General features: G+C 69.7%; 26 protein-coding genes. 9 read left to right on the top strand and 17 right to left on the bottom strand.

Annotated elements, in window-relative coordinates; all coding sequences use genetic code 11:
• Nucleotides 1-26: 26 nt before the first annotated feature.
• Nucleotides 27-833 carry an ethanolamine ammonia-lyase subunit EutC gene (gene eutC, locus J2847_RS09420; RefSeq protein WP_209778740.1) on the bottom strand — a complete coding sequence of 269 codons (807 nt, stop codon included), beginning with the start codon at nucleotides 831-833 and terminating at the stop codon, nucleotides 27-29.
• The gene (locus tag J2847_RS09415; protein WP_209778739.1) at nucleotides 830-2,224 is read right to left on the bottom strand and encodes an ethanolamine ammonia-lyase subunit EutB; all 1,395 of its coding nucleotides are present in this window, start codon (nucleotides 2,222-2,224) and stop codon (nucleotides 830-832) included. Before J2847_RS09415 ends, eutC begins: the two co-directional genes overlap by 4 nt.
• 228 nt (nucleotides 2,225-2,452) lie before the next feature.
• Between J2847_RS09415 and J2847_RS09410 the strand changes: the two genes are divergently transcribed.
• Nucleotides 2,453-2,641, top strand: a complete 189-nt coding sequence (locus J2847_RS09410) for a hypothetical protein (RefSeq protein WP_223677548.1) — start codon at nucleotides 2,453-2,455, stop codon at nucleotides 2,639-2,641.
• A 49-nt stretch (nucleotides 2,642-2,690) separates the two neighbouring features.
• Here the strand turns inward: J2847_RS09410 and J2847_RS09405 are convergent, their stop codons facing one another.
• From J2847_RS09405 to J2847_RS09395, 3 genes are all read right to left on the bottom strand, one after another.
• Complete coding sequence (locus tag J2847_RS09405; RefSeq protein ID WP_209778738.1) at nucleotides 2,691-3,800, bottom strand: serine hydrolase domain-containing protein; 1,110 nt, start codon at nucleotides 3,798-3,800, stop codon at nucleotides 2,691-2,693.
• Between the two features lie 93 nt (nucleotides 3,801-3,893).
• On the bottom strand, nucleotides 3,894-4,577 hold the full coding sequence (locus tag J2847_RS09400) for a DUF1345 domain-containing protein (protein WP_209778737.1): 684 nt from the start codon (nucleotides 4,575-4,577) through the stop codon (nucleotides 3,894-3,896).
• A 12-nt stretch (nucleotides 4,578-4,589) separates the two neighbouring features.
• Nucleotides 4,590-6,296: a VTT domain-containing protein gene (locus J2847_RS09395; RefSeq protein WP_209778736.1), complete on the bottom strand. Its 1,707-nt coding sequence runs from the start codon at nucleotides 6,294-6,296 to the stop codon at nucleotides 4,590-4,592.
• A gap of 272 nt (nucleotides 6,297-6,568) precedes the next feature.
• Here J2847_RS09395 and J2847_RS09390 point away from each other — a divergent pair, with 272 nt between their 5' ends.
• Entirely contained in the window at nucleotides 6,569-7,738 is a 1,170-nt protein-coding gene (locus J2847_RS09390) for an acyl-CoA dehydrogenase (protein ID WP_211114682.1), read from the top strand.
• Nucleotides 7,739-7,856: 118 nt separating this feature from the next.
• Here the strand turns inward: J2847_RS09390 and J2847_RS09385 are convergent, their stop codons facing one another.
• From J2847_RS09385 to ald, 7 genes are all read right to left on the bottom strand, one after another.
• Nucleotides 7,857-9,530 carry a methyl-accepting chemotaxis protein gene (locus tag J2847_RS09385; protein WP_209778734.1) on the bottom strand — a complete coding sequence of 558 codons (1,674 nt, stop codon included), beginning with the start codon at nucleotides 9,528-9,530 and terminating at the stop codon, nucleotides 7,857-7,859.
• Between the two features lie 428 nt (nucleotides 9,531-9,958).
• Nucleotides 9,959-10,312, bottom strand: a complete 354-nt coding sequence (locus J2847_RS09380) for a DUF6867 family protein (protein WP_209778733.1) — start codon at nucleotides 10,310-10,312, stop codon at nucleotides 9,959-9,961.
• Between the two features lies 1 nt (nucleotide 10,313).
• Complete coding sequence (locus J2847_RS09375) at nucleotides 10,314-11,024, bottom strand: ABC transporter ATP-binding protein (RefSeq protein ID WP_085553392.1); 711 nt, start codon at nucleotides 11,022-11,024, stop codon at nucleotides 10,314-10,316.
• A 10-nt stretch (nucleotides 11,025-11,034) separates the two neighbouring features.
• Nucleotides 11,035-11,949 (bottom strand): ABC transporter ATP-binding protein, encoded by a 915-nt coding sequence (locus J2847_RS09370; protein ID WP_209778732.1) that lies wholly within the window; start codon nucleotides 11,947-11,949, stop codon nucleotides 11,035-11,037.
• Nucleotides 11,946-13,439: a high-affinity branched-chain amino acid ABC transporter permease LivM gene (livM, locus tag J2847_RS09365; protein ID WP_233474395.1), complete on the bottom strand. Its 1,494-nt coding sequence runs from the start codon at nucleotides 13,437-13,439 to the stop codon at nucleotides 11,946-11,948. The genes J2847_RS09370 and livM overlap by 4 nt, the downstream gene beginning before the upstream one ends.
• A 5-nt stretch (nucleotides 13,440-13,444) precedes the next feature.
• The gene (locus J2847_RS09360; RefSeq protein ID WP_085552558.1) at nucleotides 13,445-14,350 is read right to left on the bottom strand and encodes an ABC transporter permease subunit; all 906 of its coding nucleotides are present in this window, start codon (nucleotides 14,348-14,350) and stop codon (nucleotides 13,445-13,447) included.
• A 737-nt stretch (nucleotides 14,351-15,087) separates the two neighbouring features.
• Nucleotides 15,088-16,206 carry an alanine dehydrogenase gene (gene ald / locus J2847_RS09355; RefSeq protein ID WP_209778731.1) on the bottom strand — a complete coding sequence of 373 codons (1,119 nt, stop codon included), beginning with the start codon at nucleotides 16,204-16,206 and terminating at the stop codon, nucleotides 15,088-15,090.
• A gap of 158 nt (nucleotides 16,207-16,364) precedes the next feature.
• Between ald and J2847_RS09350 the strand changes: the two genes are divergently transcribed.
• Nucleotides 16,365-16,841: an Lrp/AsnC family transcriptional regulator gene (locus J2847_RS09350; RefSeq protein ID WP_085552560.1), complete on the top strand. Its 477-nt coding sequence runs from the start codon at nucleotides 16,365-16,367 to the stop codon at nucleotides 16,839-16,841.
• Between the two features lie 128 nt (nucleotides 16,842-16,969).
• On the opposite strand, the gene J2847_RS09345 is transcribed toward J2847_RS09350, so the two are convergent.
• Nucleotides 16,970-17,374 (bottom strand): tautomerase family protein, encoded by a 405-nt coding sequence (locus J2847_RS09345; RefSeq protein ID WP_209778730.1) that lies wholly within the window; start codon nucleotides 17,372-17,374, stop codon nucleotides 16,970-16,972.
• A gap of 93 nt (nucleotides 17,375-17,467) precedes the next feature.
• Here J2847_RS09345 and J2847_RS09340 point away from each other — a divergent pair, with 93 nt between their 5' ends.
• Both J2847_RS09340 and J2847_RS09335 read left to right on the top strand, forming a co-directional pair.
• A complete protein-coding gene (locus J2847_RS09340; protein WP_209778729.1) occupies nucleotides 17,468-18,316 on the top strand; it encodes a LysR substrate-binding domain-containing protein in 849 nt (282 codons plus the stop codon).
• Between the two features lie 161 nt (nucleotides 18,317-18,477).
• Entirely contained in the window at nucleotides 18,478-21,132 is a 2,655-nt protein-coding gene (locus J2847_RS09335) for a response regulator (protein ID WP_325169354.1), read from the top strand.
• A 79-nt stretch (nucleotides 21,133-21,211) separates the two neighbouring features.
• On the opposite strand, the gene J2847_RS09330 is transcribed toward J2847_RS09335, so the two are convergent.
• The 3 genes from J2847_RS09330 to J2847_RS09320 all read right to left on the bottom strand — a co-directional run bounded on the left by J2847_RS09330 (nucleotide 21,212) and on the right by J2847_RS09320 (nucleotide 23,349).
• Nucleotides 21,212-21,568: a hypothetical protein gene (locus J2847_RS09330; RefSeq protein ID WP_209778727.1), complete on the bottom strand. Its 357-nt coding sequence runs from the start codon at nucleotides 21,566-21,568 to the stop codon at nucleotides 21,212-21,214.
• Nucleotides 21,569-21,680: 112 nt separating this feature from the next.
• Nucleotides 21,681-22,694, bottom strand: a complete 1,014-nt coding sequence (locus J2847_RS09325; protein ID WP_209778726.1) for an inorganic phosphate transporter — start codon at nucleotides 22,692-22,694, stop codon at nucleotides 21,681-21,683.
• A 10-nt stretch (nucleotides 22,695-22,704) separates the two neighbouring features.
• The gene (locus J2847_RS09320) at nucleotides 22,705-23,349 is read right to left on the bottom strand and encodes a DUF47 domain-containing protein (RefSeq protein WP_209778725.1); all 645 of its coding nucleotides are present in this window, start codon (nucleotides 23,347-23,349) and stop codon (nucleotides 22,705-22,707) included.
• Between J2847_RS09320 and J2847_RS09315 the strand changes: the two genes are divergently transcribed.
• From J2847_RS09315 to J2847_RS09300, 4 genes are all read left to right on the top strand, one after another.
• Nucleotides 23,348-23,647 (top strand): hypothetical protein, encoded by a 300-nt coding sequence (locus tag J2847_RS09315; RefSeq protein ID WP_209778724.1) that lies wholly within the window; start codon nucleotides 23,348-23,350, stop codon nucleotides 23,645-23,647. The genes J2847_RS09320 and J2847_RS09315 overlap by 2 nt on opposite strands.
• A gap of 127 nt (nucleotides 23,648-23,774) precedes the next feature.
• Complete coding sequence (locus tag J2847_RS09310) at nucleotides 23,775-24,281, top strand: hypothetical protein (protein WP_209778723.1); 507 nt, start codon at nucleotides 23,775-23,777, stop codon at nucleotides 24,279-24,281.
• A gap of 298 nt (nucleotides 24,282-24,579) precedes the next feature.
• Entirely contained in the window at nucleotides 24,580-24,828 is a 249-nt protein-coding gene (locus tag J2847_RS09305) for a hypothetical protein (protein WP_209778722.1), read from the top strand.
• A gap of 76 nt (nucleotides 24,829-24,904) precedes the next feature.
• On the top strand, nucleotides 24,905-25,180 hold the full coding sequence (locus J2847_RS09300) for a hypothetical protein (RefSeq protein ID WP_085552567.1): 276 nt from the start codon (nucleotides 24,905-24,907) through the stop codon (nucleotides 25,178-25,180).
• Nucleotides 25,181-25,254: 74 nt separating this feature from the next.
• Here the strand turns inward: J2847_RS09300 and J2847_RS09295 are convergent, their stop codons facing one another.
• Nucleotides 25,255-25,506, bottom strand: a complete 252-nt coding sequence (locus J2847_RS09295; protein WP_209778721.1) for a hypothetical protein — start codon at nucleotides 25,504-25,506, stop codon at nucleotides 25,255-25,257.
• Between the last annotated feature and the right edge of the window lie 89 nt (nucleotides 25,507-25,595).

The following is a 25,595-nucleotide window of genomic DNA, read 5'->3' as shown; positions in this document are numbered from 1 at the left end:
CTCCTGCCCCTGTTCGAAGGCGTTGGTCATGGGTTGTCGTTTTGTCCCCTTGCGGGGTTGATCAGGTCCGGTCCCTGTTTCTTGTCGTTGTCCGGACCCGCCAGGGACGGGGCGTCCTCCTTGAGGCCGACCCCCGTCAGTTTCAGCCGCGCCGCCTCGTTGACGAGCCAGCACAGCTTGTCCGCCGCCGCCCCGATGGGCAGGCCGTCGGCGTGGATGTTGGAGATGCAGTTGCGCTCGGAATCGGCGCGTCCCGGTTTCGCATCCCAGGTCAGGTAGACGCCCAGCGACTCCGCCGCCGACAGGCCGGGCCGCTCGCCGACCAGCAGCGCCACCAGCCGGGCGCCCATGGCGGCCCCCACCTCGTCGCCGAGCGCGACGCGCGCCTGCTCCGCCAGCACCAGCGGCCCGATGCGCAGGTGGGCGAGCCGCTCGACGCAGGCGTGGACCAGCGGGGCGGCGTTGACCTGCACCGCCGCCGCCGACAGCCCGTCGGCGATGACGAACAGGACGTCCCACGCCCCGCCAGTCGGAGCCGACGGCAGGGCGGCGGCGCCCGCCGGGTCGAGCCGGCGGCCGAGGTCGGGGCGGCGCAGGTAGGTGGCGCGGTCGGGCGCGGCGCTGTGGACGCGCAGGGTCGGGTACGGCGCCAGATCGGCCGCCAGCCGGTCGAAATCGACCGCGCTGTGCACTGCGTCGCGGGCGCGGGCGTGGGCGAGCTGGAACTCCAGCAGCGCCGCCGTCGGCAACGCGTCGCCGCTGCGCCCCAGCCCGATCCGCGCGCGGGTCGCCTGGCGGAAGCGCGCCCAGGGATCCTTGGGCTGGTCGTTCATACGGCCGCCCTCCCCAGCAGGGCGGAGACGACGAGGCTCCGCTCGGGCCAGGGCGGCAGGCGGCGCTGCTCGTCGAGCCAGCCGGCCTTGTCGAGCCACGCCTCGAACTCCGGGGCGGGCGGGCGCTTCAGCAGGTGCCGCAGCCCCAGCACGTCGTGGTAGGACAGGCTCTGGTAGTTCAGCATCACGTCGTCGGCGCCGGGCACCGCGATCAGGAAATTGACCCCGGCCGTCGCCAGCAGCGTCATCAGGACGTCCATGTCGTCCTGGTCGGCCTCGGCGTGGTTGGTGTAGCAGACGTCGCAGCCCATCGGCACGCCGAGCAGCTTGGCGCAGGCGTGATCCTCCAGCCCGGCCCGCGTGATCTGCTTGGCGTCATACAGGTATTCCGGCCCGATGAAGCCGACCACCGTGTTGACCAGCAGCGGGTCGAAGGCGCGGGCGACGGCGTAGGCGCGGGTCTCGACCGTCTGCTGGTCCACCCCGAAATGCGCGTCGGCCGACAGGGCCGAGCCCTGGCCGGTCTCGAAATACATCACGTTGTCGCCGATGCTGCCGCGCTTCAGCGCCTTGGCGGCCTCCTGCGCCTCGGCCAGCAGCGACAGGCTGACGCCGAAGCCCCGGTTGGCCTTCTCGGTGCCGGCGATGGACTGGAAGACGAGATCGACCGGCGCCCCGCGCTCGATCGCCTGGAGCGTGGTGGTGACGTGGGCCAGCACGCAGGACTGCACCGGGATGTCGAAGCGCGTGCGCACCGCGTCCAGCATCTCCAGCAGCGCGATGCAGGCCGGGACGTTGTCGGTGGCCGGGTTGATGCCGATCACCGCGTCGCCGACGCCGTAGAGCAGCCCGTCCAGCGTCGAGGCGGCGATTCCGGTGGGATCGTCGGTCGGGTGGTTGGGCTGGAGGCGGCTCGACAGCCGGCCGGGCAGGCCGATGGTGGTGCGGAAGCGGGTGACGACCGAGCATTTCGCCGCGACGCAGACCAGATCCTGGTTGCGCATCAGCTTCGACACCGCCGCGACCATTTCCGGCGTCAGGCCGGGGGCCAGCGCCGCCAGCGCCGCCGTGTCGGCCTCGTAGGACAGCAGCCAGTCGCGGAACTGCCCAACCGTCATGTGCGCCACCGGACGGAAGGCGGCGGCGTCGTGGCCGTCGAGGATCAGCCGCGTCACCTCGTCGGTCTCGTAGGGGACCAGCGCCTCGTTCAGGAAGACCGTCAGCGGCAGGTCGGCCAGCACCATGCGCGCCGCCACCCGCCGCTCGTCGCTGTCGGCGGCGATGCCCGCCAGCTCGTCCCCCGAGCGGCGCGGCGAGGCGCAGGCCATCACCGCCTTCAGGTCGTCGAAGCGGTGCCGATGCCGCCCCAGATCGCGCGTGTAGACCGCCATCGCCGGCCTCCCTCCTTGCCTGTGCGTGAAGCATGACACGGGGATGGGGAGGGGCCGTTGACATTGGAACACAAAATGATGCACCGCCCCTTTCGGGGCAGCGGCGCGGCGCAATCGGCCTAGACCCGGTCCGACCCGCTCCGGCTGGCGTTGAAAGGGCGGTTGGATCGCGGCGAAATCGATATCGCCCGCCGGTCCGGACCCGTTTTGACGATGGGAGATGTTCCGATGTTGACGTTGTTGCGCACCGCCGCCCTGGTCCTGCCGCTGATCGCCGTCGCCGCCTGCCACCAGGAAGGCCCGGCCGAGCGCGCCGGCAAGTCCATCGACAACGCCGGCCAGAGCGTCAAGGACGCCATCGACCCGCCGGGTCCGGCCGAGAAGGCCGGCCGCGCGCTCGACAAGGCGGTGAACTGAGCCCGACGATCCCTGGGGGGAGGCCCGCCGGCATCGGCCCGGCCTCCCCTCAGGGGGTCAGAAGGCCGCGGGCCAGCAGCAGGCCGACGTCGTCGTCGGTGTTCTCGTCGCCGTTCATGATCAGGACGATGACGCTGTCGCGCTCGGGATAGTACCAGGCCTCGGTGCGGAAGCCGGCGAGCCGGCCGGGATGGCCGTATTTCGCTCCGAAACCGCTGTCCTCCACCATGATGCCGTACCCATAGCCGTCCTCGGCGTCGCCCGCCCGGTCGACCAGCATCGCCCGCAGCGTCGCCGGGTCGAGCAGCAGCCCCGGACGGCGGAACAGCGCGGTCATGAAGCGTTCCAGGTCGCCGGCCGTCATCGTGGCCGGCGCGTCGCCGAGCGGACTGGAATAGGCGTAGAGGCTGGCGTCCGACCGGCTGCCGTCCGGCTTCGGCGCGCGGTAGCCGTGCGCGACGCCGGGGTCGGCCGGATCGGCGCCGAGCCCGGTCGCCGTCATCCCGGCCGGGCGGAAGATCCGCGCCGCCAGCGCCTCGGCAAGGCCAACCCCGTCCAGCTTCTCGACGATCCGGCCCAGCAGCATGTAGTTGGTGTTGGAGTAGGCGTAGGCGCCGGGTTCGGTGGGACGGCCGCAGGGCGCCTCGGTCAGCGCCTCCGCCACCGTCCAGCGCGGGCTCGGGTGGCGGGCCGTCACCGCCGCCGCGTTGCGCAGGCAATCGGGGATGCCCGAGCGGTGGGTCAGCAGATCCTCCACCGTCGCCGTGCGCAGGTTGGCGAGCCGCTCGACCCCCGGCAGGTCGAGCAGCGGCAGGGCGGGGTCGCCGAGCGCGACGCGGCCCTCCTGCACCAGTTGCAGGACGGCGACCGCCGTCATCATCTTGCCGGCCGACGCGGTGTGGAAGCGGGTGTCCGGCGTCACCGCGATGCCGCGCGCCCGGTCGGCCATCCCGGCGGCGACGACGCGGGGGCTCCCGTCGGGGCCGGACAGCGCCAGCACGCCGCCCGGCGCGTCGTAGCGGCGCAGCAGGCCGGCGAGCACCGTCTCGGGAGCCTCCGCCGCGCCGACGGCCGGGGCGCCGGCCAGCAGGCACATCAGCACCGCGCAGCGCCGTGACGCGCGCACCCAAGCCACGGGACCGGCCGACCGAAAACCCACGACACCCTCCGGCGTTGCGACGAAACGCCGCTCATCCTGCCCAGGGCAATCCGGCGGACGCCAGCGGGAAATCCTTCGCTTCCGAAGGGAACCTCAGCCGACCAGACCGGCGGCGAGGTTGACGCCCAGCGCCAGCACCGCCGTGTTGAACAGGAAGGACAGGGCGCCGTGCATCAGCACCAGCCGCCGCATCGCCGCCGTCCGGGTGGTGACGTCGGACACCTGCGCCGTCATGCCGACGGTGAAGCTGAAATAGAGGAACTCCAGATAGTCCGGCGCGTCGTTGCCGGGAAAATCCAGGCCGCGGCCGTCCGCGCGCCCCTCGCCCTGGCCGGTGCCGTCCAGCCAGTAATCGTGGGCGTAATGCTGGGCGAAGAAGACGTGCAGGAAAGCCCAGGACAGCAGCACCGTCACGGCGGCGAGTCCCGCCGACAGGCCGGCGTGGGGGGAGCCCTTGGCGGCGATCAGCTCGACCACGATGGCGACCAGCGAGGCCAGCGCCGCCAGCACCGCTCCCGCCAGCACGCCCCATTTGCCGGGGTCGAGCCGCTGGGCGCGGCGCCGCATCGACGCGACGGTGGCCCGGCTCATCAAGGCGGAGGCGACGACGATGTAGAGCGCAACCCCGACGTCCCAGCCGACCAGCAGGGCGCCGACCGGGCGCAGCCACAGCGCGGCGGCCACGGCGACGGCCACGGCCACCGCCAGCGCCGTCGCCAGCGACGGGCGGTTGCGGAGGTGGCGGACGGCGCCGCGGCGCAGGGCGTTGCGGCGCATGGGGGAGCCCCGTCAGTTCGAAGCCGGGTAGAGCGGCAGCAGCGCCTGCTGGCGCCGCTGGAAACGGACCAGCTCCAGCGCGGTCAGCGGGGCGAAGCCGCGCGCCCGGTTGGCGGCGGCGACCTCGAACATCAGCGCCTGCTGGTGGAACAGCGCGGCGTAGGCGTCGGTCAGGCGGAAATCGGGATCCCACATGTGGATGGCCTCGGCCCCGGCGCCGTTGACCTCGATGATCTGGATATCCTCGCCCAGCTCCAGCCGCTCGACCGAGGCGAAACGCACGTCGAAGCGGCCGAAATGGAAGTTCGGCATGGAATCGGCGATCTCGTCGAAGCGCGCGACCAGGGTCGCCGTCACATGGGCGCGGGCGTCCTTGTAGAGGCCGCCGACCCGGCTGCTGCCGACCAGCGACAGGCGGACGACCTCGCCCTCCGCCGGCACCTCGTCCAGCCGGCCGGCCAGCGCCTCGTGGTGCAGGTCGGCCTTCCAGGCGGCGCGCGGGTCGCGGGCGATCAGGGCGCGCAGGTTCGACCGCCCGTCGCCGACGACGTGCGGGAAATAGCGGAAGGTCATCGAGAAGATGCGACCGCTGCGCTCCCCCGGAAGCCGGACGTAGAAGATTCCGGCCTCGCCCGCGTAGGGCACGTAATCTTGCAGGATCACCCGGCAGTCGGCCGGGAAGCCGGCCAGATAGGCGGCGAGGTCGGCGCTGTCGCGCACCAGCCGCACGCCGATGCCGCGCCAGCCGATGTCGGGCTTGGCGACCAGCGGGAAGGCGAGGTCGGCCGATTCCGCCACCCGCTCCAGATCGGGGGCGGTCAGTTCCGGCCGGTTGACCAGCGCCACCGACTTCGCCACCCAGCGCCGCGCCTGCGGGCCGATCAGGTCGATGCACTGGATCTTGGATTCGCCGAGCAGGCCGCCCGCCTCGATCGAGGGGTTGGCGGCCGTCGGCAGGCTCAGGCTGCGGTGGCGGATGCCCAGCGCGAACCACTGGATCACCAGCGGGATGTAGAAGAGCAGCGGCGGGATGCGTTCGGCCAGCCCGATGGTGCGGGCGCCGGCCGGGACCACCGGCATGCCGGGCAGGGCGATGGCGTGCGGCGTCGGCATCCCCTTCAGCGCGGCCGGCAGGTGCGGCTCGACGGCGCGGCTCAGCCGGGAGGCCAGGGGGGCCAGCACCGAGCGCGCCGTCCGTGTCCGCAGCCCGACGATGACCAGCACGGTGACGAGGCCGATGACCTGCATCTCCACCGCCGCCGCCTCAAGCGAGGAGGTCAGCAGCGTCAGCAGCAGACCGACATGCAGGACCGCCGTCACGATCGTGATGATGATGAAGCGCAGGAAGGGCACCTTCATCGCGCCGCAGGCGAAATAGGTCGGGAACAGGACGCCGGGCACCAGACGGCAAGTCACCAGCGCCGGAAGCAAATTCTTTTGCAGCGCCGTGCGGCAGCGCTCAAGCAACGGCCCCTCGGTCCGCCGCCGCAGCCAAGTGACCCGCAGCGACAGGATTCCAAGGAAATAAATGAAAAGGTCTCCGGCAACAATCCCACCCAACAAAGCAAGGGCCGCGAGGCCGATGTTGAGAGTGCCGACGCTGATGAGACTGGCGCCCGCCGCAATCGCAACGTCTTCGTGCAACAGCGTCAGCAAGGCGAGTCCAAACAACAGAGGGAAATCGGAGAAGGCCGTTATTGGTTGCAATGCAGCAAGCACGGGCGTCGCTGTCCGTCAGAGTGGGTATCCAGTCTGGATATACGGGCAAAATTGCATAAGATTCGGTAAGCTTCACGTTAAAAGTTTTTTGAAACGCTTCGGTACGGACAATCCCCGATATGTCATATCGTTCCGTTATGGTGCTGATCGAAAATATGTGTTTGTCACTATGGCCGCGAGCGGGCAGAGTGCCCGTCATCGTTTGAAGCCGCCCAACCCAGAGGTCCGCCCCGACCGTTCGGGCAAGGACCAGGAGACGCACCGTGAAGACCATGCAGTGGGACGATCCCTTCCTCCTCGACTCCCAGCTTTCCGAGGACGAGAAGCTGGTGCGCGACAGCGCCCGCGCCTACTGCCAGGACAAGTTGCAGCCGCGCGTCATCGGCGCCTTCCGGGAGGAGCGCTTCGACCGCGAGATCATGGCGGAGATGGGCGCCTTGGGCCTGCTCGGCCCGACCATCCCGGAGGAGTATGGCGGGCCGGGGGTCAACCACGTCGCCTACGGCCTCGTCGCCCGCGAGGTGGAGCGGGTGGACAGCGGCTACCGTTCGGCGATGTCGGTGCAGTCCTCGCTGGTCATGCACCCGATCTTCGCCTACGGCAGCGAGGAGCAGAAGAAGACATGGCTGCCGCGTCTGGCCAGCGGCGAGCTGGTCGGCTGCTTCGGCCTGACCGAGCCGGACCACGGCTCCGACCCCGGCGGCATGAAGACCCGCGCCACCAAGGTGGACGGCGGCTATCTGCTGAGCGGCTCCAAGATGTGGATCACCAACTCGCCGATCGCCGATCTGGCGGTGGTGTGGGCCAAGTCCGACGCCCATGACAACAAGATCAAGGGCTTCGTCGTCGAGCGCGGGACCAAGGGCTTCTCGACCCCGAAGATCGAGGGCAAGCTGTCGCTCCGTTCCTCGGTGACCGGCGAGATCGTGCTCGACGAGGCCTTCGTGCCCGACGGGAACCTGCTGCCCAACGCGTCGGGCCTCGGCGGGCCGTTCGGCTGCCTCAACAAGGCGCGCTACGGCATCGCCTGGGGCGTGATGGGCGCCGCCGAGTTCTGCTGGCACGCGGCGCGCCAGTACACGCTGGACCGCAAGCAGTTCGGCCGTCCGCTGGCCGCCAACCAGCTGGTCCAGAAGAAGCTGGCCGACATGCAGACGGAGATCACGCTCGGCCTCCAGGCCGCCTTGCGGGTCGGCCGCATGATGGACGACGGAAGCTGGTCGCCGGAGATCATCTCGCTGATCAAGCGCAACAATTGCGGCAAGGCCCTGGACATCGCCCGCGTCGCCCGCGACATGCACGGCGGCAACGGCATCTCCGACGAGTTCCAGGTCATCCGGCACATGGTGAACCTGGAGACGGTGAACACCTACGAAGGCACCCACGACGTCCACGCCCTGATCCTGGGCCGGGCGCAGACGGGCATCCAGGCCTTCTTCTGAGGCGTTCTTCCGGGGGCGGTGTCCGTCCGCTCCCGCCTGTTCTTCCGAGCGGTTGTGCTCCCTTCCACCCTTCCGTCCCCCGGCGGAAGGGCTTTTTTTGGCGTCAGGTTTTCTGCCGTCAGGCGGCCTTGGCCTGCGAGCGCACCTCGTTGAGGAAGCGGTCGACCTCGGCGGCGAGCGTCCGCGTCTGTTCCGACAGGCCGCGCGCGGCGTCCAGCACGGTGCCGGCGGTCGCCCCGGCGCTCTCGGCGGTGCGGGCCAGCGCCGCGATGGTGCCCGACACCTCCCGGGTGCCCAGCGCCGCCATCTCCACCGCCCGCGCGATCGCCTGCGTCGCCGCGTTCTGTTCCTGCACCGAGTGGGTGATGTCGCCGGCGATGCCGTCGATCTCGGTGATGGTCGTGCCGATCGAGCCGATGGCCGACGCCGCGTCGCGCGTCACGCTCTGCATGGCGTTGACCTGGGCGGCGATCTCGTCGGTCGCCTTGGCCGTCTGGTCGGCCAGCCCCTTGACCTCGGTCGCCACGACGGCGAATCCCTTGCCGGCCTCGCCCGCCCGCGCCGCCTCGATGGTGGCGTTCAGCGCCAGCAGGTTGGTCTGCTTGGCGATGGCGTGGATCAGCCCGACCACCTGACCGATGCGCTCGGCGTTGGCGATCAGCCCCTGCACCGTGGCGTTGGTGCGGTCGGTGTGGGACACCGCCTCCCCGGCGATGCGGGCGGAATGGCCGACCTGCTCGGTGATGCCGCCGATCGAGCCGGCGAGCTGGCTCGCCGCCGCCGCCGCCGAGCGGACGTTGGCCTGGATGTCGTCGGATTCCCGCGCGACGTTCCGCGACTGGTCGGACGCCTCGCCCGTCACCGCCGCCATGCGGCCGGCGCTGTCGGCCATGCCGGCGGCCGAGGCGGCGATGCCCTCGACCAGCCGCATCACCGTGCCCTGGAAACGGTCGGCGAGGTCGAGCAGGGCGGCGCGCTTGGCCTGTTCCGCCCTGGCGTCGGACTCCGCCTGGGCCGCGTGCATCCGCTCGATGGCCTGGGCGTTGTCGCGGAAGACGCTGACCGAGCCGGCCATGGCGCCGATCTCGTCGCGCCGCTCGGTGCCGGGGACCGCCGCCATGCTGTTGCCGCCGGCCAGATCCGCCATCGCCGCCGCCATCGCGCGCAGCGGCTTGATCAGCATGCGGCTGAGCGCGATGTTGAGCAGGCCGATCTGCACGACCAGCGCGATCAGGCAGATGGCGATCTGGTTGCGCATCTGGCCCAGGATGGCGTCGATCTGCTGCTCCAGGCTCCAGGCGATCTGGAGGGCGCCGACCAGCCGGTTGCTCTTGCCGGTCACGACGGGCACCGTCACCACGATGTGCCCCTTGGCCGAATGCGTCTGCGCGCCCTTGCCGGCCAGCACGGCGGCGACCGCCTCCTTGTCGGCGGCGAGGTCGTATTTGGCGAAGCGGGGGTTGGAATAGTCGGCCAGCGTCTCGGTCGCCGTCACCGCGCGCAGCGAGGCGAGCTGCACCTCCTGGCTGTCGGCCAGCGGCATGAACTCCGTCTCGATGGAGGCGCCGTCGTTGGCGACGAAGCTGGTCTTGGCGGCGTTCGCCAGCATGTCGGTCTTGACGCGGGCGTCGTGGGTGGCGAGCCGCACCGTGTCGTCATACTGCATCCTGGCCTGGAGACCCATGATGACGACGAAGCCGCCGACGATGGCGGCGACGAAGGCGGCCGTCACCTTGCGTCCGACGGTCCAGAAATGACGGGGCCGCGAACCGGCCCTGCTGTCCCCTGTCATGAGACTGTCCCTTCCCCTGCGGATGAAGCCTTGCGGATGAATCCGTACGCCGGTGACGGCGTTTTCCCTGTTCATGGTCGAGATCGTTCGCGCCGGCCGATGATGTTCGGTCGGTTTTCCCGATTGCTCGGGTGGCTGATTGTCCAGGCGAACTGTATTTCTGTAATTTTTTATTACAGTTGTCGTCGATGATATCGTCGGATTTCGACGAAATCCATCATGTTTTTGATTGATCGACCAATCATCAAGAGGTCGATTGGTCCATGTCTTCGGATTTTAGCCGAATTTTCTGAATTTCCCGTGACATGGGCGATGCCATGACTTCGGGTGTGGTTTTCTTTTTTGAACGATGGCCGGCTGAACAACCGCCAAGTCTAGGCTTGGCGGTTGTTCTACATCGCGCGGCAAGCAACGCCCGGTGCGTGGGATCAGCCGCGCGCGGGGCTGCGCTCTCGCCAAGCGAAGGGTCCGGCGCGCTCGTAGAGCCAGGGGTACTGGTTGACCATGCGGCGTGCGATGGCGATGCGGTGGGCGGTGAGCGTGATGGCGCCGATGACGGCCGTGTGGACCAGGAAGCCCCACACCGACAGCAGCGGCTCGCCGAACAGGCCCCAGGCGAGGAAGCGGTCGCCCAGCCCGAGCAGCAGCGAATAGGCGATGGCCACCGACGCCGGCTTCCAGCCCTCCGCCAGCGTCTGCCCGGTCAGCACCCCGAAGCCGCCGAACACCACCACCGTCAGCCCGAGGAACACCGGAAGCGACGCGCCAAGCAACGGCTCCATCTCAGTGCCCCCCTTCCAGATAGGCCGCCCGCACCTCCGGGTCGGCCAGCAACTGCGCCCCCGATCCCGTCATCGTGATCCGCCCGTTCACCATCACATAGCCCCGGTGCGCCAGCTTCAGCGCGTGGAACGCGTTCTGCTCCACCATGAACACCGTCATCTTCTGCTCTTCGTTGATCGCCTTGATCACCTGGAAGATCTGCTTGACGATCAGCGGCGCCAGACCCAGCGACGGCTCGTCGAGCAGCAGCAGCCGCGGCTGGCTCATCAAGGCCCGGCCGATCGCCAGCATCTGCTGCTCGCCCCCCGACATCGTGCCCGCCCGCTGGTGGATGCGCTCCTTCAGCCGCGGGAACAGCGTCAGCACCCGCTCCAGCTCCGTCTCGAAGCTGCCCGGCTTCGCCACGATCGAGCCCATCTGGAGATTCTCCAGCACGCTCATCCGCGGGAAAATCCGTCTCCCTTCGGGCGACTGCGCGATGCCGCGCCGCACGATCTCGTGCGTCGGCAGGTCGGTGATGTCCTCGCCCTCGAACACCACACGCCCCTGGCGCGCCCGCGGGCTGCCGCACAGCGTCATCAGCAAGGTCGACTTGCCCGCCCCGTTCGCCCCGATCAGCGAGACGATCTCGCCCGACCCGATCTCCAGGTCGATGCCCTTCAGCGCCTCGATGGCGCCGTAGAAGGTGTGCACCCCCGACACTTTCAGCATGCTCATCGCCTCACGCCCCCTTCTGAACGGGAGCCGCCGGATCGACCGCCGCGGCCGGCAGGTCCGCCGCCACCTCCGGCGGCAGCTCGGAATCCTCGTCCTCGCCCAGATAGGCGCGGATCACCGCCGGGTCGTTCCTCACCGACGAAGGGTCGCCGTCGGCGATCTTCCGCCCATAGTCCAGCACCACCACATGGTCGGAGATGCGCATCACCACGCTCATGTCATGCTCGATCAGCAGCACCCCCATCCGGTGCCCGCCCGGCGTCCGGGTGTCGCGGATGAAGGTCAGGATTTCCGCCAGCTCCGCCGACTCGCGCGGGTTCAGGCCCGCCGCCGGCTCGTCCAGGCACAGCAGCACCGGCTCGGTGCACATCGCCCGCGCGATCTCCAGCCGCCGCTGCGCCCCGTAGGGCAGGTTGCCCGCCTCCCAGTCGGCGAACTCGGTCAGCCGCACCCGCTCCAGCCAGTATTTCGCCAGCTCCAGCGCCTCGCGCTCCGCCGCCCGGTAGCCGGGCAAGCCCAGCAGCCCGGCGATCGCGAAGCCCGAGGCGTCCATCAGCTTGTTGTGCTGGGCGACGATCAGGTTCTCCAGCACGCTCATGCCGCCGAACAGCCGGATGTTCTGGAAGGTGCGCGCCACGCCGGCCTGCTGGGCGATGCGGTAGCCGGCCATGCGCTCCAGCAGGAACTCCCGCCCGTCGGCGTGGCGCAGCGTCAGCCGCCCCACGGTCGGCGTGTAGAAGCCGGTGACGCAGTTGAACAGCGTCGTCTTGCCGGCCCCGTTCGGCCCGATCAGCGCGGTGATCTCGCCGGCCCGCGCCTCGAAGGAGACGTCGTTGTTGGCGACCAGGCCGCCGAAGCGCATGGTCAGGTGTTCCACCGTCAGCAGCGGCGTGTCGGTGCTGGTCATCGCGGCGCTCATCGGGCGGCTCCGGCGTTCTGGGCCTGGGGTTTGCGGCCGCCATGCAGCAGGATGGTCGGGTCGCGGTGGGCCAGCAGGCCGCGCGGCCGCCACAGCATGATCACCACCATGCCCATGCCAAACGCCAGCATGCGGTAGTCGGCCAGCTCGCGGAAGGCTTCCGGCAGGCCGATCACCAGCAGCGTCGCCACCACCACGCCGATCTGCGAGCCCATGCCGCCGAGCACGACGATCGCCAGGATGATCGCCGATTCGATGAAGGTGAAGCTCTCCGGGCTGATGAAGCCCTGGCGGGTGGCGAAGAAGGAGCCGGCGAAGCCGCCGAACATCGCCGCGATGGCGAAGGCCGCCAGCTTCATGTTGGTGCGGTTGATGCCGAGCGACGCGCTGGCGATCTCGTCCTCGCGCAGCGCCTCCCAGGCGCGGCCCAGCGGCAGCTTGCGGACCCTGAGCGTGAACAGGTTGACCACCAGCGCCAGCGCCAGGATCAGGTAGTACAGGAAGACGATGCGGTGCAGCGAGGAGAACTCCAGCCCGAACAGCTCGTGGAAGGCGGCCATGCCCTCGCTGGGCGTGCGGGTGAAGTCGGCGATGCCGAAGAAGCTCGGGCGCGGGATGCCGGAGATGCCGTTGGGGCCGCCGGTGAACTGGTACCAGTTGACCAGGATGATGCGGATGATCTCGCCGAAGCCCAGCGTCACGATGGCGAAATAGTCGCCGCGCAGCCGCAGCACCGGGAAGCCCAGCAGCACCCCCGACAGCGCCGCCAGCAATCCTGCCAGCGGCAGGCAGACCCAGAAGCTCAGCCCGAAGTAATGCGCCAGCAGCGCGTAGCTGTAGGCGCCCACCGCGTAGAAGGCGACGTAGCCGAGATCGAGCAATCCGGCCAGCCCGACCACGATGTTCAGCCCCCAGCCGAGCATGATGTAGGTCAGCAGCAGGATGCCGATGTCGAGGATCTGGCGGTCGGCGATCGGCGTCAGCGGCAGGATGGCGGCGCCGATGATGGCGACCGGGGCGATGTAGCGGGTGGCGTGCTGGACCTGGACGGCGACGCGGTCCATGCGGCGGTCGCGCTCGGCCTGGGACAGCTTGGAGCGCCCGGTGGTCAGCGTGATGGCGGCGCGCAGCGCGATGATGCCGCCGCCGGCGACCAGCACCAGGCGCAGCACCTGGGTCGGCATCGGCAGCACCAGCCCGACCCCGGCGCAGGCCAGCGCCAGGACCAGCACCGGCAGGGCCAGGTTCTGGCGGATCAGCCCGAGCCCGAGGCGGCCGAGGAACACCAGGACGATGGAGGCGATCACCTCGTCGGGCCGCGCCTCGATGCCCAGCCCGGTCGGGCGGTCGATGGTGCGCAGGCCGACCAGCGGCAGGGTGAGCAGCAGCGCCACGAAGGCGGCGAGCCCGGCGTCGCGCAGCGTGCCCGGCCAGTCGACGGCGCGATTGGTGGGGACGGCGGCCGAGGCGGTGTGGGACGGCATGGTCATGGGGCTCACACCTTCTCGATCTCGGGCCGGCCGAGCAGGCCGGTGGGGCGGAAGATCAGCACGAGGACGAGCAGGGTGAAGGTGGCGACGTCCTTCCACTCGGAACCGACATAGCCCGACCAGAAGGCCTCGATCAGGCCGATGACGACGCCGCCGAGCATGGCGCCGGGCAGCGAGCCGACCCCGCCGAGCACGGCGGCGGTGAAGCTCTTCACCCCGGCCAGGAAGCCGATGTAGAAGTCGATGACGCCGTAGATCAGCAGCACCATCATGCCGGCGACGGCGGCGAGTGCGGCGCCCATGACGAAGGTCAGCGAGATGATGCGGTCGACGTTGACGCCGAGCAGGCCGGCCATCTTCTTGTCCTGCTCGCAGGCGCGCTGGGCGCGGCCGAGCGAGGTGCGGTTGATCAGGATGGTGAAGCCGACCATCAGCAGCAGGGTGAGCACGATGGTGGCGAGCCGCACGTAGCTGACCGAGACGGCGCCGTCCATCAGGGTGAGGTTGCCGGGCAGGATCGGCTGCAACGGCTTGGAGCGCGCGCCCTGGAGGATCTGCATGTAGTTCTGGAGGAAGATCGACATGCCGATGGCCGAGATCAGCGGCGCCAGCCGCGGCGAGGAGCGCAGCGGCCGGTAGGCGATGCGCTCGACCGTCCAGCCGTAGACGCTGGTGAACAGCATCGAGGCCGCCAGCATCAGCAGCAGCGCCAGCGGCACCCAGGTGATCCCCAGGGCGCCGATCGCCAGGAACGTGATCAGCGCCACGAACGCCCCGATCATGTAGATCTCGCCGTGCGCGAAGTTGATCATTCCGATGATGCCGTACACCATCGTGTAACCGATCGCGATCAACCCGTAGATCGCCCCGAGCGACAACCCGTTGATCAATTGCTGTACAAAATAGTCCATCAGGCTGGCATCTCCCAGTCTTCCAGAACCGCGTCTCCCAGACGACCGGCTTTCGTTGACAGGTGGTGTGAGGGGTGCTGAGGCCGGTGGGCGGCCGTGTGTGGCGGCGAGGTTCCGGTCCGGACCGAACGGGGGAGGACGGACCGGACCGAGGCAGGGGACGCTTGGAACCCCGCCGCCGCACCCGCTTGCGGCGAAAGCCCCGCCGGAGGGGTCCGGCGGAGGTGTCGCGGCGTCGGGATGATGCGGACGCGCCTTAACAGGCGCGGGCGCGCATCGCGAATTCCTGTGATCTTCGGCCAGTGCGGCGGGCGGCGCGGCGATGCGCCTGCTTCACCCGGTCGAAAGCGCGGTAAGCGACCATGCGAACAGTTCCCCCATACGCGGCGTGGCGTTCAGCCACGGCGTCCCACCGGCATCGCTGCCGGTTTTGTGTTTTTGACGATGCAACGGCCATGACGGACGGAATCCCCGCCCGCTCCAACCCGGCCGGCGTTACACGCCGAGCCTTACCCTGTTCAAAATCTGTTCTTAATTGGCGGCCCCGGCACTTTGGTGCCGGTGGCGTATGCTGACCCTTTTCTTGTTACAGACACGTAAAGCAACTCGATCCGTGGACGCAACTCTCTCTTTCCGATGGGCGAAAAAAACAACAAACGTTCGAAAAATTTGGAAGGTTTCCGCAAAAAATTTCGATGCCCCCAAGGGCGCGAGATATTTTCTTCGCTTTCAAGCAATCAGACCCCCAGCAGCGCCTGCGGGTCGTGGAACGGGTGGCCGAGCGCTTCCGCCACCGCCGGATGGGTGATGCGGCCGTCATGGACGTTCAGCCCGTCGCGCAGATGCCCATCCTCGGCCAGCGCCCGGCGCCAGCCCTTGCCGGCCAGCGCCTGGACGAAGGGCAGGGTGGCGTGGTTCAGCGCCTGGGTCGAGGTGCGGGCGACCGCCCCCGGCATGTTGGCGACGCAGTAATGGACGATGCCGTCGACCACATAGGTCGGGTCGGAGTGGGTGGTGGCGTGGCTGGTCTCGAAACAGCCGCCCTGGTCGATGGCGACGTCGACCAGCACCGAGCCCCGGCGCATCCGGCCGAGCTGTCCGCGCGACACCAGCTTGGGGGCGGCGGCGCCCACCACCAGCACGGCGCCGATCACCAGATCGGCGTCGGCGACCAGCCGGTCGAGCGCGTCGGCCGAGGCGTAGACCGTCTTCAGCCGCGGCCCGAACTGGTCGTCGAGCTGGGCGAGGCGCGGCATCGAGCGGTCGGCGATCACCACGTCGGCGCCCAGCCCCATCGCCATGCGCGCCGCGTTGGCGCCGACCACGCCGCCGCCGATGACCAGCACCTTGCCCGGCAGCACGCCCGGCACGCCGCCCAGCAGCACGCCGGAGCCGCCCGCGCTCTTGTGCAGGGCGGTCGCGCCGACCTGGATCGCCATGCGCCCGGCGATCTCCGACATCGGCGCCAGCAGCGGCAGGCGGCCCTGGCGGTCGGTCACCGTCTCGTAGGCGATGGCGGTGCAGCCGCTCTCCATCAGCAGCCGCGCCTGTTCCGGATCGGGGGCGAGATGCAGATAGGTGAAGATGAGCTGGCCGGGGCGCAGCCTGCGGCATTCCGTCGGCTGCGGCTCCTTGACCTTGACAATCATCTCCGCCATGGCGAAGACATCCTCGGCGCTTCCCGCGATGGTGGCTCCGGCGGCCCGGTAATCCTCGTCGGAAAAGCCGATCTCCGCGCCCGCGCCGGCCTGGACGAGCAGCTCGTGTCCGTCCGCCGCCAGTTCGCGCACCGAGCCCGGCGTCAGCCCGACGCGGTACTCGTGGTCCTTGATTTCCTTCGGAACACCGAGGCGCATGGGCGTTGGTTCCTCTTGAAAAATTCAGCGGGGCGGATTGTCACCGTAAGGTCACTATACGCCGGGCGAATGGGGAGGATCTTTGCAAAGCCTTGCATGATTCGGCGATAATGGGCGGGTGCCCTCGCACGATCGCTCAAACTTTCGAACAAAGTTGCATGCACGCCCTCGACGCCCTCGACCACAAGATCCTCCGCCTGCTCCGCAAGGACGGCCGCATGAGCAACGCCAAGCTGGCGGCGGAGGTCGGGCTGTCGCCGTCGGCCTGCCTGCGCCGCCTGCACATGCTGGAGCATTCCGGCGTGATCCGGGGCTACACCGCCATCGTCGAGACCACCGACGCCGACCGTTCGGTCACCGTCATCGTGCAGATCACGCTGGAGCGGCAGACCGACGACTATCTTCGCCGATTCGACGCCGCCGTCCGCCGCTGCCCGGAGGTGCGGGAATGCTACCTGCTGTCCGGCAGCTCCGATTACCTGCTGCGGGTGGTGGCGCAGGACGCGGCGGATTACGACCGGCTCTACAAGGAATCGCTGTCGCGCCTGCCCGGCGTGGTGCGCATCCAGTCGAGCTTCGCCATCCGCAGCGTGATCCGTCCGGGGATGACGATGGTGGACGAGCCGGCGGGGTGAGGGAAACCGCACCGTTTCGTGCCCGCTATACGACGTCGTATGAGCTGCGGCGCGCCTCCTCGCCCGAGCGCGCGGCGCGGAAAGGGGCGTGGACGTGACGCCGACACGCCCCCACCATGCTGCGACGCCTACGCCGCCAGCTTGCCGGCGATGTAGCGGTGTTCCTGCGTCCGTCCGCCATAGCCGTAGGCGTCGGCCGGCACCTCATGGACCAGGATGTAGCTCTCCTCGTGCAGCGGCCCCAACACCTCCTCCATGAAGACGAGGATCGCCTGGTGATAGGCGGCCTTCTCGTCCTTGGTGTTGGTGCCGTCGACCACCTTGATGTCCAGCCAGAAGCTGGCCTTGCCCTGCTCGGCGAGGCTCTTGCCGCCGACGTGCCAGTGTTCGGGCGGCGTGTGGTCGATGGCGACGGCGGTGAGGTCGGGCCGCTTGCGCAGGACCCGCGCGGTGATGGCGACGATGCCCTCGGCCAGCCGCTTCGTGCGGGCGGGGGACGGGTCGGCGGAAATCTTCACGGTGATGATCGGCATGAGGGCCTCCGTTGTTGTCCCGCGCAGCCTAGCGCCGCCTTGTGATCAAGAAAAATTGGTTTATCGGCATCTATGATCGAGTTAAATTGCATCATGCAGCGCACGCTCGATCTCGCCCTCCTGCGCTCCTTCCTGCTGATCGCGGAGGGGCGGAGCTTCACCGAAACCGCCGATCTGGTCGGGCGTTCGCCCTCGGCCGTCAGCCTGCACATCCAGAAGCTGGAGGAGGAACTGGGCGCCGTCCTCCTGCGCCGCAACGCGCGCGGGGTGGAGTTGACGCTGGCGGGGGAGCGGCTGGTCGGCTTCGCGCGCCGGCTGCTGGCGCTGAGCGACGAGACGCTGCTGGCCTTCCGCGCCGCCGGTTCCCGGCCGCTGCGGGTCGGCGCCACCCAGGACATCGCCGAGGCGGTGCTGCCCGGCCTGCTGCGCCGCTTCGCCCGCGAGCATCCGGCGGTCGAGCTGACCCTGCGCATCGATCGCTCGGCAGCGGTGATCGAGGCGGTGCAGGGCGGCGCGCTCGACCTTGCCATCGCCCTGCGGCGCGACGGGGTGGCCAACCGCGGCGTGCTGGCGGAGGAGCGGATGCTGTGGATCGGCGCGCGCGGGGCGGTTCCCGCGCCGGACCGGCCGGTGCCGCTCGCCCTGTTCGAGCCCCCGTGCAGCTTCCGCACGGCGGCGCTCGACGCGCTGGCGGCGGCCGGGAGGGCGTCGCGCGTCGCGGTGACCAGCCCCAGCCTCGCCGGGCTGCGCGCGGCGGTGGAGGCCGGCGTCGGGCTGACCGTGCGGACCCGCCACAGCCTGACCGGGCCGCTGCTGGCCGACGTCGGCGCGGAGTTGGCGCTGCCGCCCTTGCCGGCCGCCGCCTTCTGCCTGTACGCCGGCGGCGGCGAGCGCTGGCCGGAGCGCGAGGACTTCCTGGAGATGTGCCGCCACCTGGGGTGAGATGCCGGGGGCGAGGATGCCGGGGCGCGGACCGGCTGGATCCGGAATTGGCGCGGGCGTGGCCTTGGCGGATGTGATAGTTTGGACCTGAAGTTTTTTTTGCGTGTCCGGACGACATCCAGGGGGAACGGTTGAGCCGTTTGGTCCGAGGCTCTTTGGCGGTGGCGATCGTCCTGTCCGCGATGATGGGCAACGCGGCGCTGATGGTGCACCGCGATTACCAGGACACGGTGCAGCGCCGCTACTCCATGGTCCGCGACATGACCAGGGTGGTGGAGGAGCATGTCCACCGGGCGATCCGGGGGGCCGCCATCTCGCTCGACCAGGCGGCGGCGATGGTGGCGGAGGCCGGCGGCATCGACGCCGTCCGCGACCTGGACCACTGGAAGCGGCTGCGCGAGTACGCCGCCCATGTCGACGGCGGCGAGTCGATCTGGCTCATCGACGCGCGGGGGCGCGCGGTTCTGGAAAGCACCAGCTTTCCCGGCCGTCCGCTGACGGTGCCCGACCGCGACTATTTCCGCGCGGCGCAGGAGAGCGACCGGCTGTTCGTCGGCCCGGCGGTGATCGGGCGGACGCCCGAGCGACGGATGATCTTCACCGTCTCGCGCCCGCTGCGCGACCAGGAGGGCGCCTTCGTCGGCGTCGCCGCCGTGGCGATGAGCGTCGATTACCTGACCGGCTTCTACGACCTGCTGGGCTTCGACTTCAACCCGCTGATCGGCGTCTACCGGCCGGACGGCACGGTGGTCGGCCGCCGCCCCGACATGCGGGACATGGTCGGGCGCAGCGTCGCCGGCGGACTGCTGTTCCAGAGCAAGCTGAAGGAGGCGCCGGAGGGGACGTACGTCTCCCCCTCGGTGCTCGACGGCGTGTCGCGCTTCGCCGCCTACCGGACCATGCGCGACTACGGCCTGATCGTCCTGGCCGGCATCGAGCGGACGGAGGCGCTGGCCGAATGGCGGTCGCGCGCCGTCGACACGATCGTCGAGGCGCTGGTCGGCAGCCTGATCATCCTGCTGACCATGGGCTGGGGCTTCCGCTACCTCGACCGCGAGCGGCGGACCCAGCTCCAGCTCGCCGAGGCGCGGGACACCGCCGAGCGGGCCGGCGCCGAGCGCGACGAGGTGACCCGGCTGGCCGGCGAGCTGACCCGCGCCAAGGAGGCGGCGGAAGCGGCCAACCGGGGCAAGGGGGAGTTCCTCGCCAGCCTCAGCCACGAGCTGCGCACGCCGCTGAACGCGGTGATCGGCTTCTCCGACCTGATCGCGCGGGAGTCGGAGGGGCCGGTCGGGGTTCCCGTCTACCGGCACTTCGCCGCCAACGTCCGTGATTCCGGCCAGCATCTGCTGGAACTCATCAACGAGATCCTCGACCACGCGCAGGCGGAGGCGGGAAACCTGCGACTCGTCGAGGGGCGCGTCGATCTCGACGCCGCCGCGACCTTCGCCGTCCGCATGCTGACGCCGCGCGCCGAGCGGGCCGGGGTGACGCTGGCGGTCATGGTGGCTCCCGGTGCGCGCTTCCTGCGCGGCGACGAGCGGCGCCTGCGCCAGATTCTGCTGAACCTGATCGCCAACGCGGTGAAATACACGCCGTCGGGCGGGTCGGTGACGGTGACCGCCGACATGGAATCCGGTGCGCTGGAGATCCGCGTCATCGACACCGGATTCGGCATTCCGCCGGAGGATCTGGAGCGGGTGATGGAGCCGTTCGGCCGGGTCGACAGCGCGGTCAACCGCCGGGTCGAGGGCACCGGCCTCGGCCTGCCGCTGACCCGGCGGCTGGTGGAACTGCACGGCGGCACCCTGTCGCTGCGCAGCACGCTGGGCGTCGGAACCACGGTGACGGCCCGGCTGCCGAGCGCGCGCGTCCTGCCGGTGGAGCCGGACAAGGCGGAGCCGGGGGAGATGCGGCCGGCTCCGTCGCGCGGCGACGGGCCGCTGGGCGTCCTGCTGGTGGAGGACGATCCGATCATCCGCATGGGGACGGCGGAGTTGCTGCGCGAGTGGGGGCATGCGGTGGTCGAGGCGGCGAACGCCAACGCGGCGCTGGTCGTGCTGACGGGAAAGCAGCCGCTCGACCTGCTGTTCACCGACGTGGTGATGCCGCCCGGCATGCCCGGCACCGAGCTGGCCCGGCACGCGCAACGGCTGCGGCCGGGGCTGCCGGTTCTGCTGACCTCGGGTTTCGCGGCCCATGCGGTGGGGGCGGGCGACGGCATCGGGCCGGAGGTCGCCATGATCGCCAAGCCTTACGCCCCCGAGGATCTGCGGCAGCATCTGGCCCGCGCCGCCGCCGTCCGGGCCGGACGCGGGAAGGCCGCCCCCGAGATGGCCGCCCCCGAGATGGCGGCTTCCGGAACGGCCGCCGAGGCGCCGATGACCGGCGCCGCGCCGTCCGCCGGCCCGTCCGGCCACGCGGCGCGCCTGCTGATCGCCGAGGATCTGGAGATCAACCGCGAGCTTCTGGCGGCCATCTTCCAACAGAGCGGGTACGGGCTGGATCTCGTCGCCGACGGCGCCGCGGCGGTGGAGGCGATGCGCGGCGGGGCCGGTTACGACCTCGTGCTGATGGACGTCCACATGCCGGTGATGAACGGGCTGGAGGCGACCCGGTTGATCCGCGCCATGCCGCCGCCGCGCGGGACCGTGCCCATCCTCGCCCTGACCGCCGGGAACATGCCGGAGGAGATCGCGGAATGCCGGCGCGCCGGGATGGACGGCCATGTCGGCAAGCCCTACGACCGTGCCCGTCTGCTGCGGGAGGCGGCGAAGGCCATCGACGACGCCCGGGCCAGCGCGTCGCGCGTCTGACCCGATTCGGCATGATGACGCCGGCGCGAGGGCGGGGGGCGCCGATGGAAAGCGTGGGGAGCGGGCGGGGAAACGGCCGTCAGGCCGGGTCGAAGACCTGCGGGAAATGCGCCAGCCGGCGGCCGAACAGCCCGGCGGCCGAGGCGGTGCCCCCCTTGCCGCGCGCCTTCTCCGTCGCCGGGGTGGCGGGGGCCGGCATGCTGGTGGTGGGCATGGCGGCGGCAGGCATGGCGGCGGTCAGGGGGCCGGTGGGCATGGCGGCAGGCACGGCGGCGGTGGGGCGGGCGCGGCGCTCCTCGTCGCGCGGAGGGGCGTAGAAATGCAGGGTCAACTGGCCGTCGGGTTCCGCCGCGTAGGGCAGACCGGGAACCGTCCGGCGCTCCGTGCCCGGAAGAACATACTGATCGCCTTGATCGGTGCGCTCGATGTGCGGCATGTACCGGTGTCCTGTCTCGACCCCAGCGATTCTGCCGTTCCCGACCGTCCGGGTCAAGGCCATGCTTGCGTGCGAACGGCTCAACCCGTTCGCGCCGCATGTTTTTTCCCTCTCAGGGGAGCAGAAGGGCCGCCGTGACGAGGTAGGAGACGTAGGCGACCGTCGCCGAGGCCGGAATCGTCAGTACCCAGGCCCAGACGATCCGCCCCGCCAGCCCCCAGCGCACCGCCGAGGTGCGGCGGGCGGAGCCGACTCCGACGATGGCGCCGGTGATGGTGTGGGTGGTGGACACCGGGATGCCGAGCCACGTCGCGCCGAACAGCGTGATGGCGCCCGCCGTCTCGGCGCAGAAGCCCTGGTAGGGCTTCAGGTCGGTGATGCGCGAGCCCATGGTGCGGACGATGCGCCAGCCGCCCATCAGCGTGCCCAGCCCCATCGCCGCCTGGCAGGCCAGGATGACCCAGAAGGGAACGTAGAAGGTGTCGCCCAGCATGCCCTGGCTGAACAGCAGCACGGCGATGATGCCCATCGTCTTCTGCGCGTCGTTGCCGCCGTGGCCCAGGCTGTAGAGGGCGGCGGAGACGAGCTGCCAGTGGCGGAACTGGCGGTCGACCGCGAAGGGCGGCGCCTTGCGCAGCGCCCACGAGATGATCAGCACCAGCAGCAGCGCCAGCAGCAGGCCGATGGTCGGCGACAGCACGATGGCGACGGCGGTCTTGAAGAAGCCGCTGGCGACGATGGACCCCACCCCCGCCTTGGCGATGCCGGCCCCGGCCAGCCCGCCGACCAGCGCGTGCGAGGAGGAGGAGGGCAGCCCCAGCCACCAGGTGAACAGGTTCCAGCCGATGGCGCCGCACAGCGCCCCCAGGATCACCGCCGGGTCGATCACCGACGGCTCGACCAGCCCGGTGCCGATGGTGGTGGCGACGTGCAGGCCGAAGAACAGGAAGGCGATGAAGTTGAAGAAGGCCGCCCAGGCGACGGCCAGCTTCGGGGACAGCACGCGGGTCGACACCACGGTGGCGATCGAGTTCGCCGCGTCGTGCAGCCCGTTGATGAAATCGAAGGCGAGCGCCACCAGGATGATGAAGGCGAGCGCCGGCAGGCCGATCTGAAGGGCGTCCATCGGCGGGATCTCAGACCTGATCGAGCGTGATGCCCGCGACGAGGTCGCCGACGTCGTCGCAGCGGTCGGTCACCGCCTCCAGCATCTCGTACAGCTCGCGCCGGCCGAGGAAGGCGATCATGTCCGGCCGCTCGGCGATCAGCGCCTGGAGCGCGTTGCGCAGGATGTCGTCGGCCTCGTCCTCCAGATCCGACAGCCGGCCGCAGAGCTGGCCGATGCGGTCGGCGTTGCGGGCGATGGATCCCAGCAGCGGCATCAGCTCGACCAGCACGCCGGCCTGCTGGCGGATCAGCGCCACGAAACGGCGCATCGGGTCGTCGAAGCTGACGACCCCGTACAGGCCGGCGTGGCGCGGCACCTCGTCCATCAGGTCGATGGCGTCGTCCAGCGCGTTGATCAGCGACAGGATGTCGGAGCGGTCGAACGGCGTGATGAAGGCGCGGTGCAGGTCGCGCCCGGCTTCCTTGGCGATGTGGTCGGCGTCCTTCTCGACCTTCTTCAGCGCGGCGATGCGCTGGGGGCGTTCGTCGGGGCTGGCGTCCATGACCGCTTCCAGCGCGGCGGCGGCGGCCACGATGTGGCGGGCCTGCTCGACGAACTGGTCGACGAAGCGTTCCTCCTTCGGCATCAGCGAACGGAATGCGCGGAGCAGCATGGGACGGTATCTCTTGTGCGTGAACTGGCGCGCCGCTCATAACACGCTTCGCGCGCGCGTGCAGCGGCGACTGTCATCCGAAGGTCATAAAATCGTCATCCGGCTTTCGGAAGGCCCCGCACTGCGGCATTTCCGCCCGCTTGCGGGGCAAATGGCTTGGCAGGCGATCGAAACGGCTTGCGTGTTTTTGACACGGATGAACACGGATGCCGGCTGCGCCGGCTCACGGATGGACACGGATCAAGTGGTGGAGGACATCCGTGTTCATCCGTGGATACCCATGTTCATCCGTGTTTGAAAAATTCATCCGACCATCTTTGCGCCGATCAACCGGGACATGTCATCCTGGAGTCATCCGCCCGCTCTGGACAGCCGGCGGGACCGCCCCAACATGGGGAGGAACACCCGAACCAGGGACGCCGACCATGAAGACCCCGCTCGCCGCCGCAACCGTCGTCCTCCTTCTCACCCTTTCGCCGCTGGCCGCGCGGGCGCAGGGCGCCGCCGCGCCGGACAGTTGCAGCCCGACCGTGTCGGCGGCGCTGGAGACCTGGGACCTGGGCATGGCGGCGGCCGAGCGGTTCGGCGAGAAGGCGGTGGCGCTGGCCCGCGAGAAGGGGCGGGAGTATCTGCTTCCCCTGCTGGGCATCGATCCGAAGACGCCCCCCTCCTCGGCGCATCCCGACGCGGAGCGCACCACCGACGACGTCGCCCGCGCGGTCGAGGCCAGCCGCAACGACCCCAAGCGCCGGACCGAGCTGTGCGTCGCCGTCACCCGCGCGATGAACGAGGCGCGCGACACGGCGGCCGACACGGCGGGGGCGGGGCTGGACGCGCTGCGCCGCGCGGTGGAGGGGCTGCGCTCCACGCTGCCCGCCGCGCCGGCGGCGCCCGCTCCGGCTCCGGCTCCGGACGGCGCCATCAGGACCTGATCCGGCCGGATGGTGCCGAACCGGCGTTGTTTATCAAGTGGGGACGGCCGCAATCCTCCGCGCGAATTCGCCGGGCTGGCCCCGCAAAAAAATCACAGGCGGAATAAACACGCTTCGCCCATGTTCTTCCTCGTGAGCCCCGGAGCTGCTTCGGGGCGGGGTGAGGGTGCGGCGGATTTGCCATGGCTCGCGGATTTGTCACAATCCAGGGTCATAGGCCCAATTGCGGCGGCCTTCACCAAGGTCTAGGTTGTTCGTGTAACCAACCAAAATCCCTCCTGCGGGGAAGGTGCCATCCATGAACCTGCACGGTCTGGCCAGCGATATGGTGAAAACCGCTCTGGCCTGCGAAAGGACGCTCCCCGGACGGGCGGGCGCCGACGATCACGATCTGGCGTTGCACATCATGAGGGAACCGGACATCGCCTGGCACGTCTGCGAGACGTACGCCCGCGTCACCCGGGTTTCCATCGAGGAACTGCCGGTCAGCCAACTGCGCGGCCTCATCAGCGACATCGTGCTGTCCAAGCTTCCCCGTTACGACTGAGTTCCACGATCCCAGGGGCCGGAGTCATCCGGGAGTCTTCTCTTCTCCCTCAATCCACAGACTTTGTGGTGCCGCCATGGCGATCGAACTTCATTCCTTCACCGTTACCCTGGCCATCGCCGACGCCTCCGGCTGCGCCAGCGCCGCCGAGCATCGCGCCCGCGTGTGGAAGGCCGTGTCCGAACTGTCGGAGGCGGTGCGCTCCGCCGGCATGGCCAAGGAGGCGCGTTTCCGCGGCCAGGACCGCTGCGGCCATGTGCTTTTCGAGGCGACCGACACCGGCGCCGCCTTCCTGCGCGGCCTGCCGGCCATCGCCCGCGTCGACACCGGGCGGGTCGCCGTCCATCACTGACCGGCATTGACCGGCACCGACCGGTGCGTGTCCGTCCCGCCGCCGGCGGCGGGACGGCTCACGTCATTGCGATCTCACCGCACGCGGTGGCGCAGGGGGCGGACGTTGCTTTGGCTTTCCTCCGCCTCTTCCGTCGGGCGGACCTTCTTGAGCTGAACCACGAAGCGTTCGGCGCCGTTCTCCATCACGGCGATCCCCGTCAGCCCATGCGCCCAGTCGCAGGGGACGACGTGGATTTCCTTGATGGTGGCGGTGCCGGCCGCAAGCTCCGCGCGGTCGAGGACGACGTCCCCGACCCGAAATCCCAAATACGCGTCGATCAGCATTCTATTGGGCGTCCGTCTTCCGTTGGGCGTCGAACCGGGGCCGGCCCGATGCCGGCCGACCCGTGACGGCCCATCTTGCCACAGATTGG

The organism is Azospirillum agricola, assembly GCF_017876095.1.
In the GTDB taxonomy this organism is placed as follows: Bacteria; Pseudomonadota; Alphaproteobacteria; order Azospirillales; family Azospirillaceae; genus Azospirillum; species Azospirillum agricola.
Note: the sequence above shows the minus strand (reverse complement) of the source record. Positions and strands in the feature narration are given on the sequence as shown.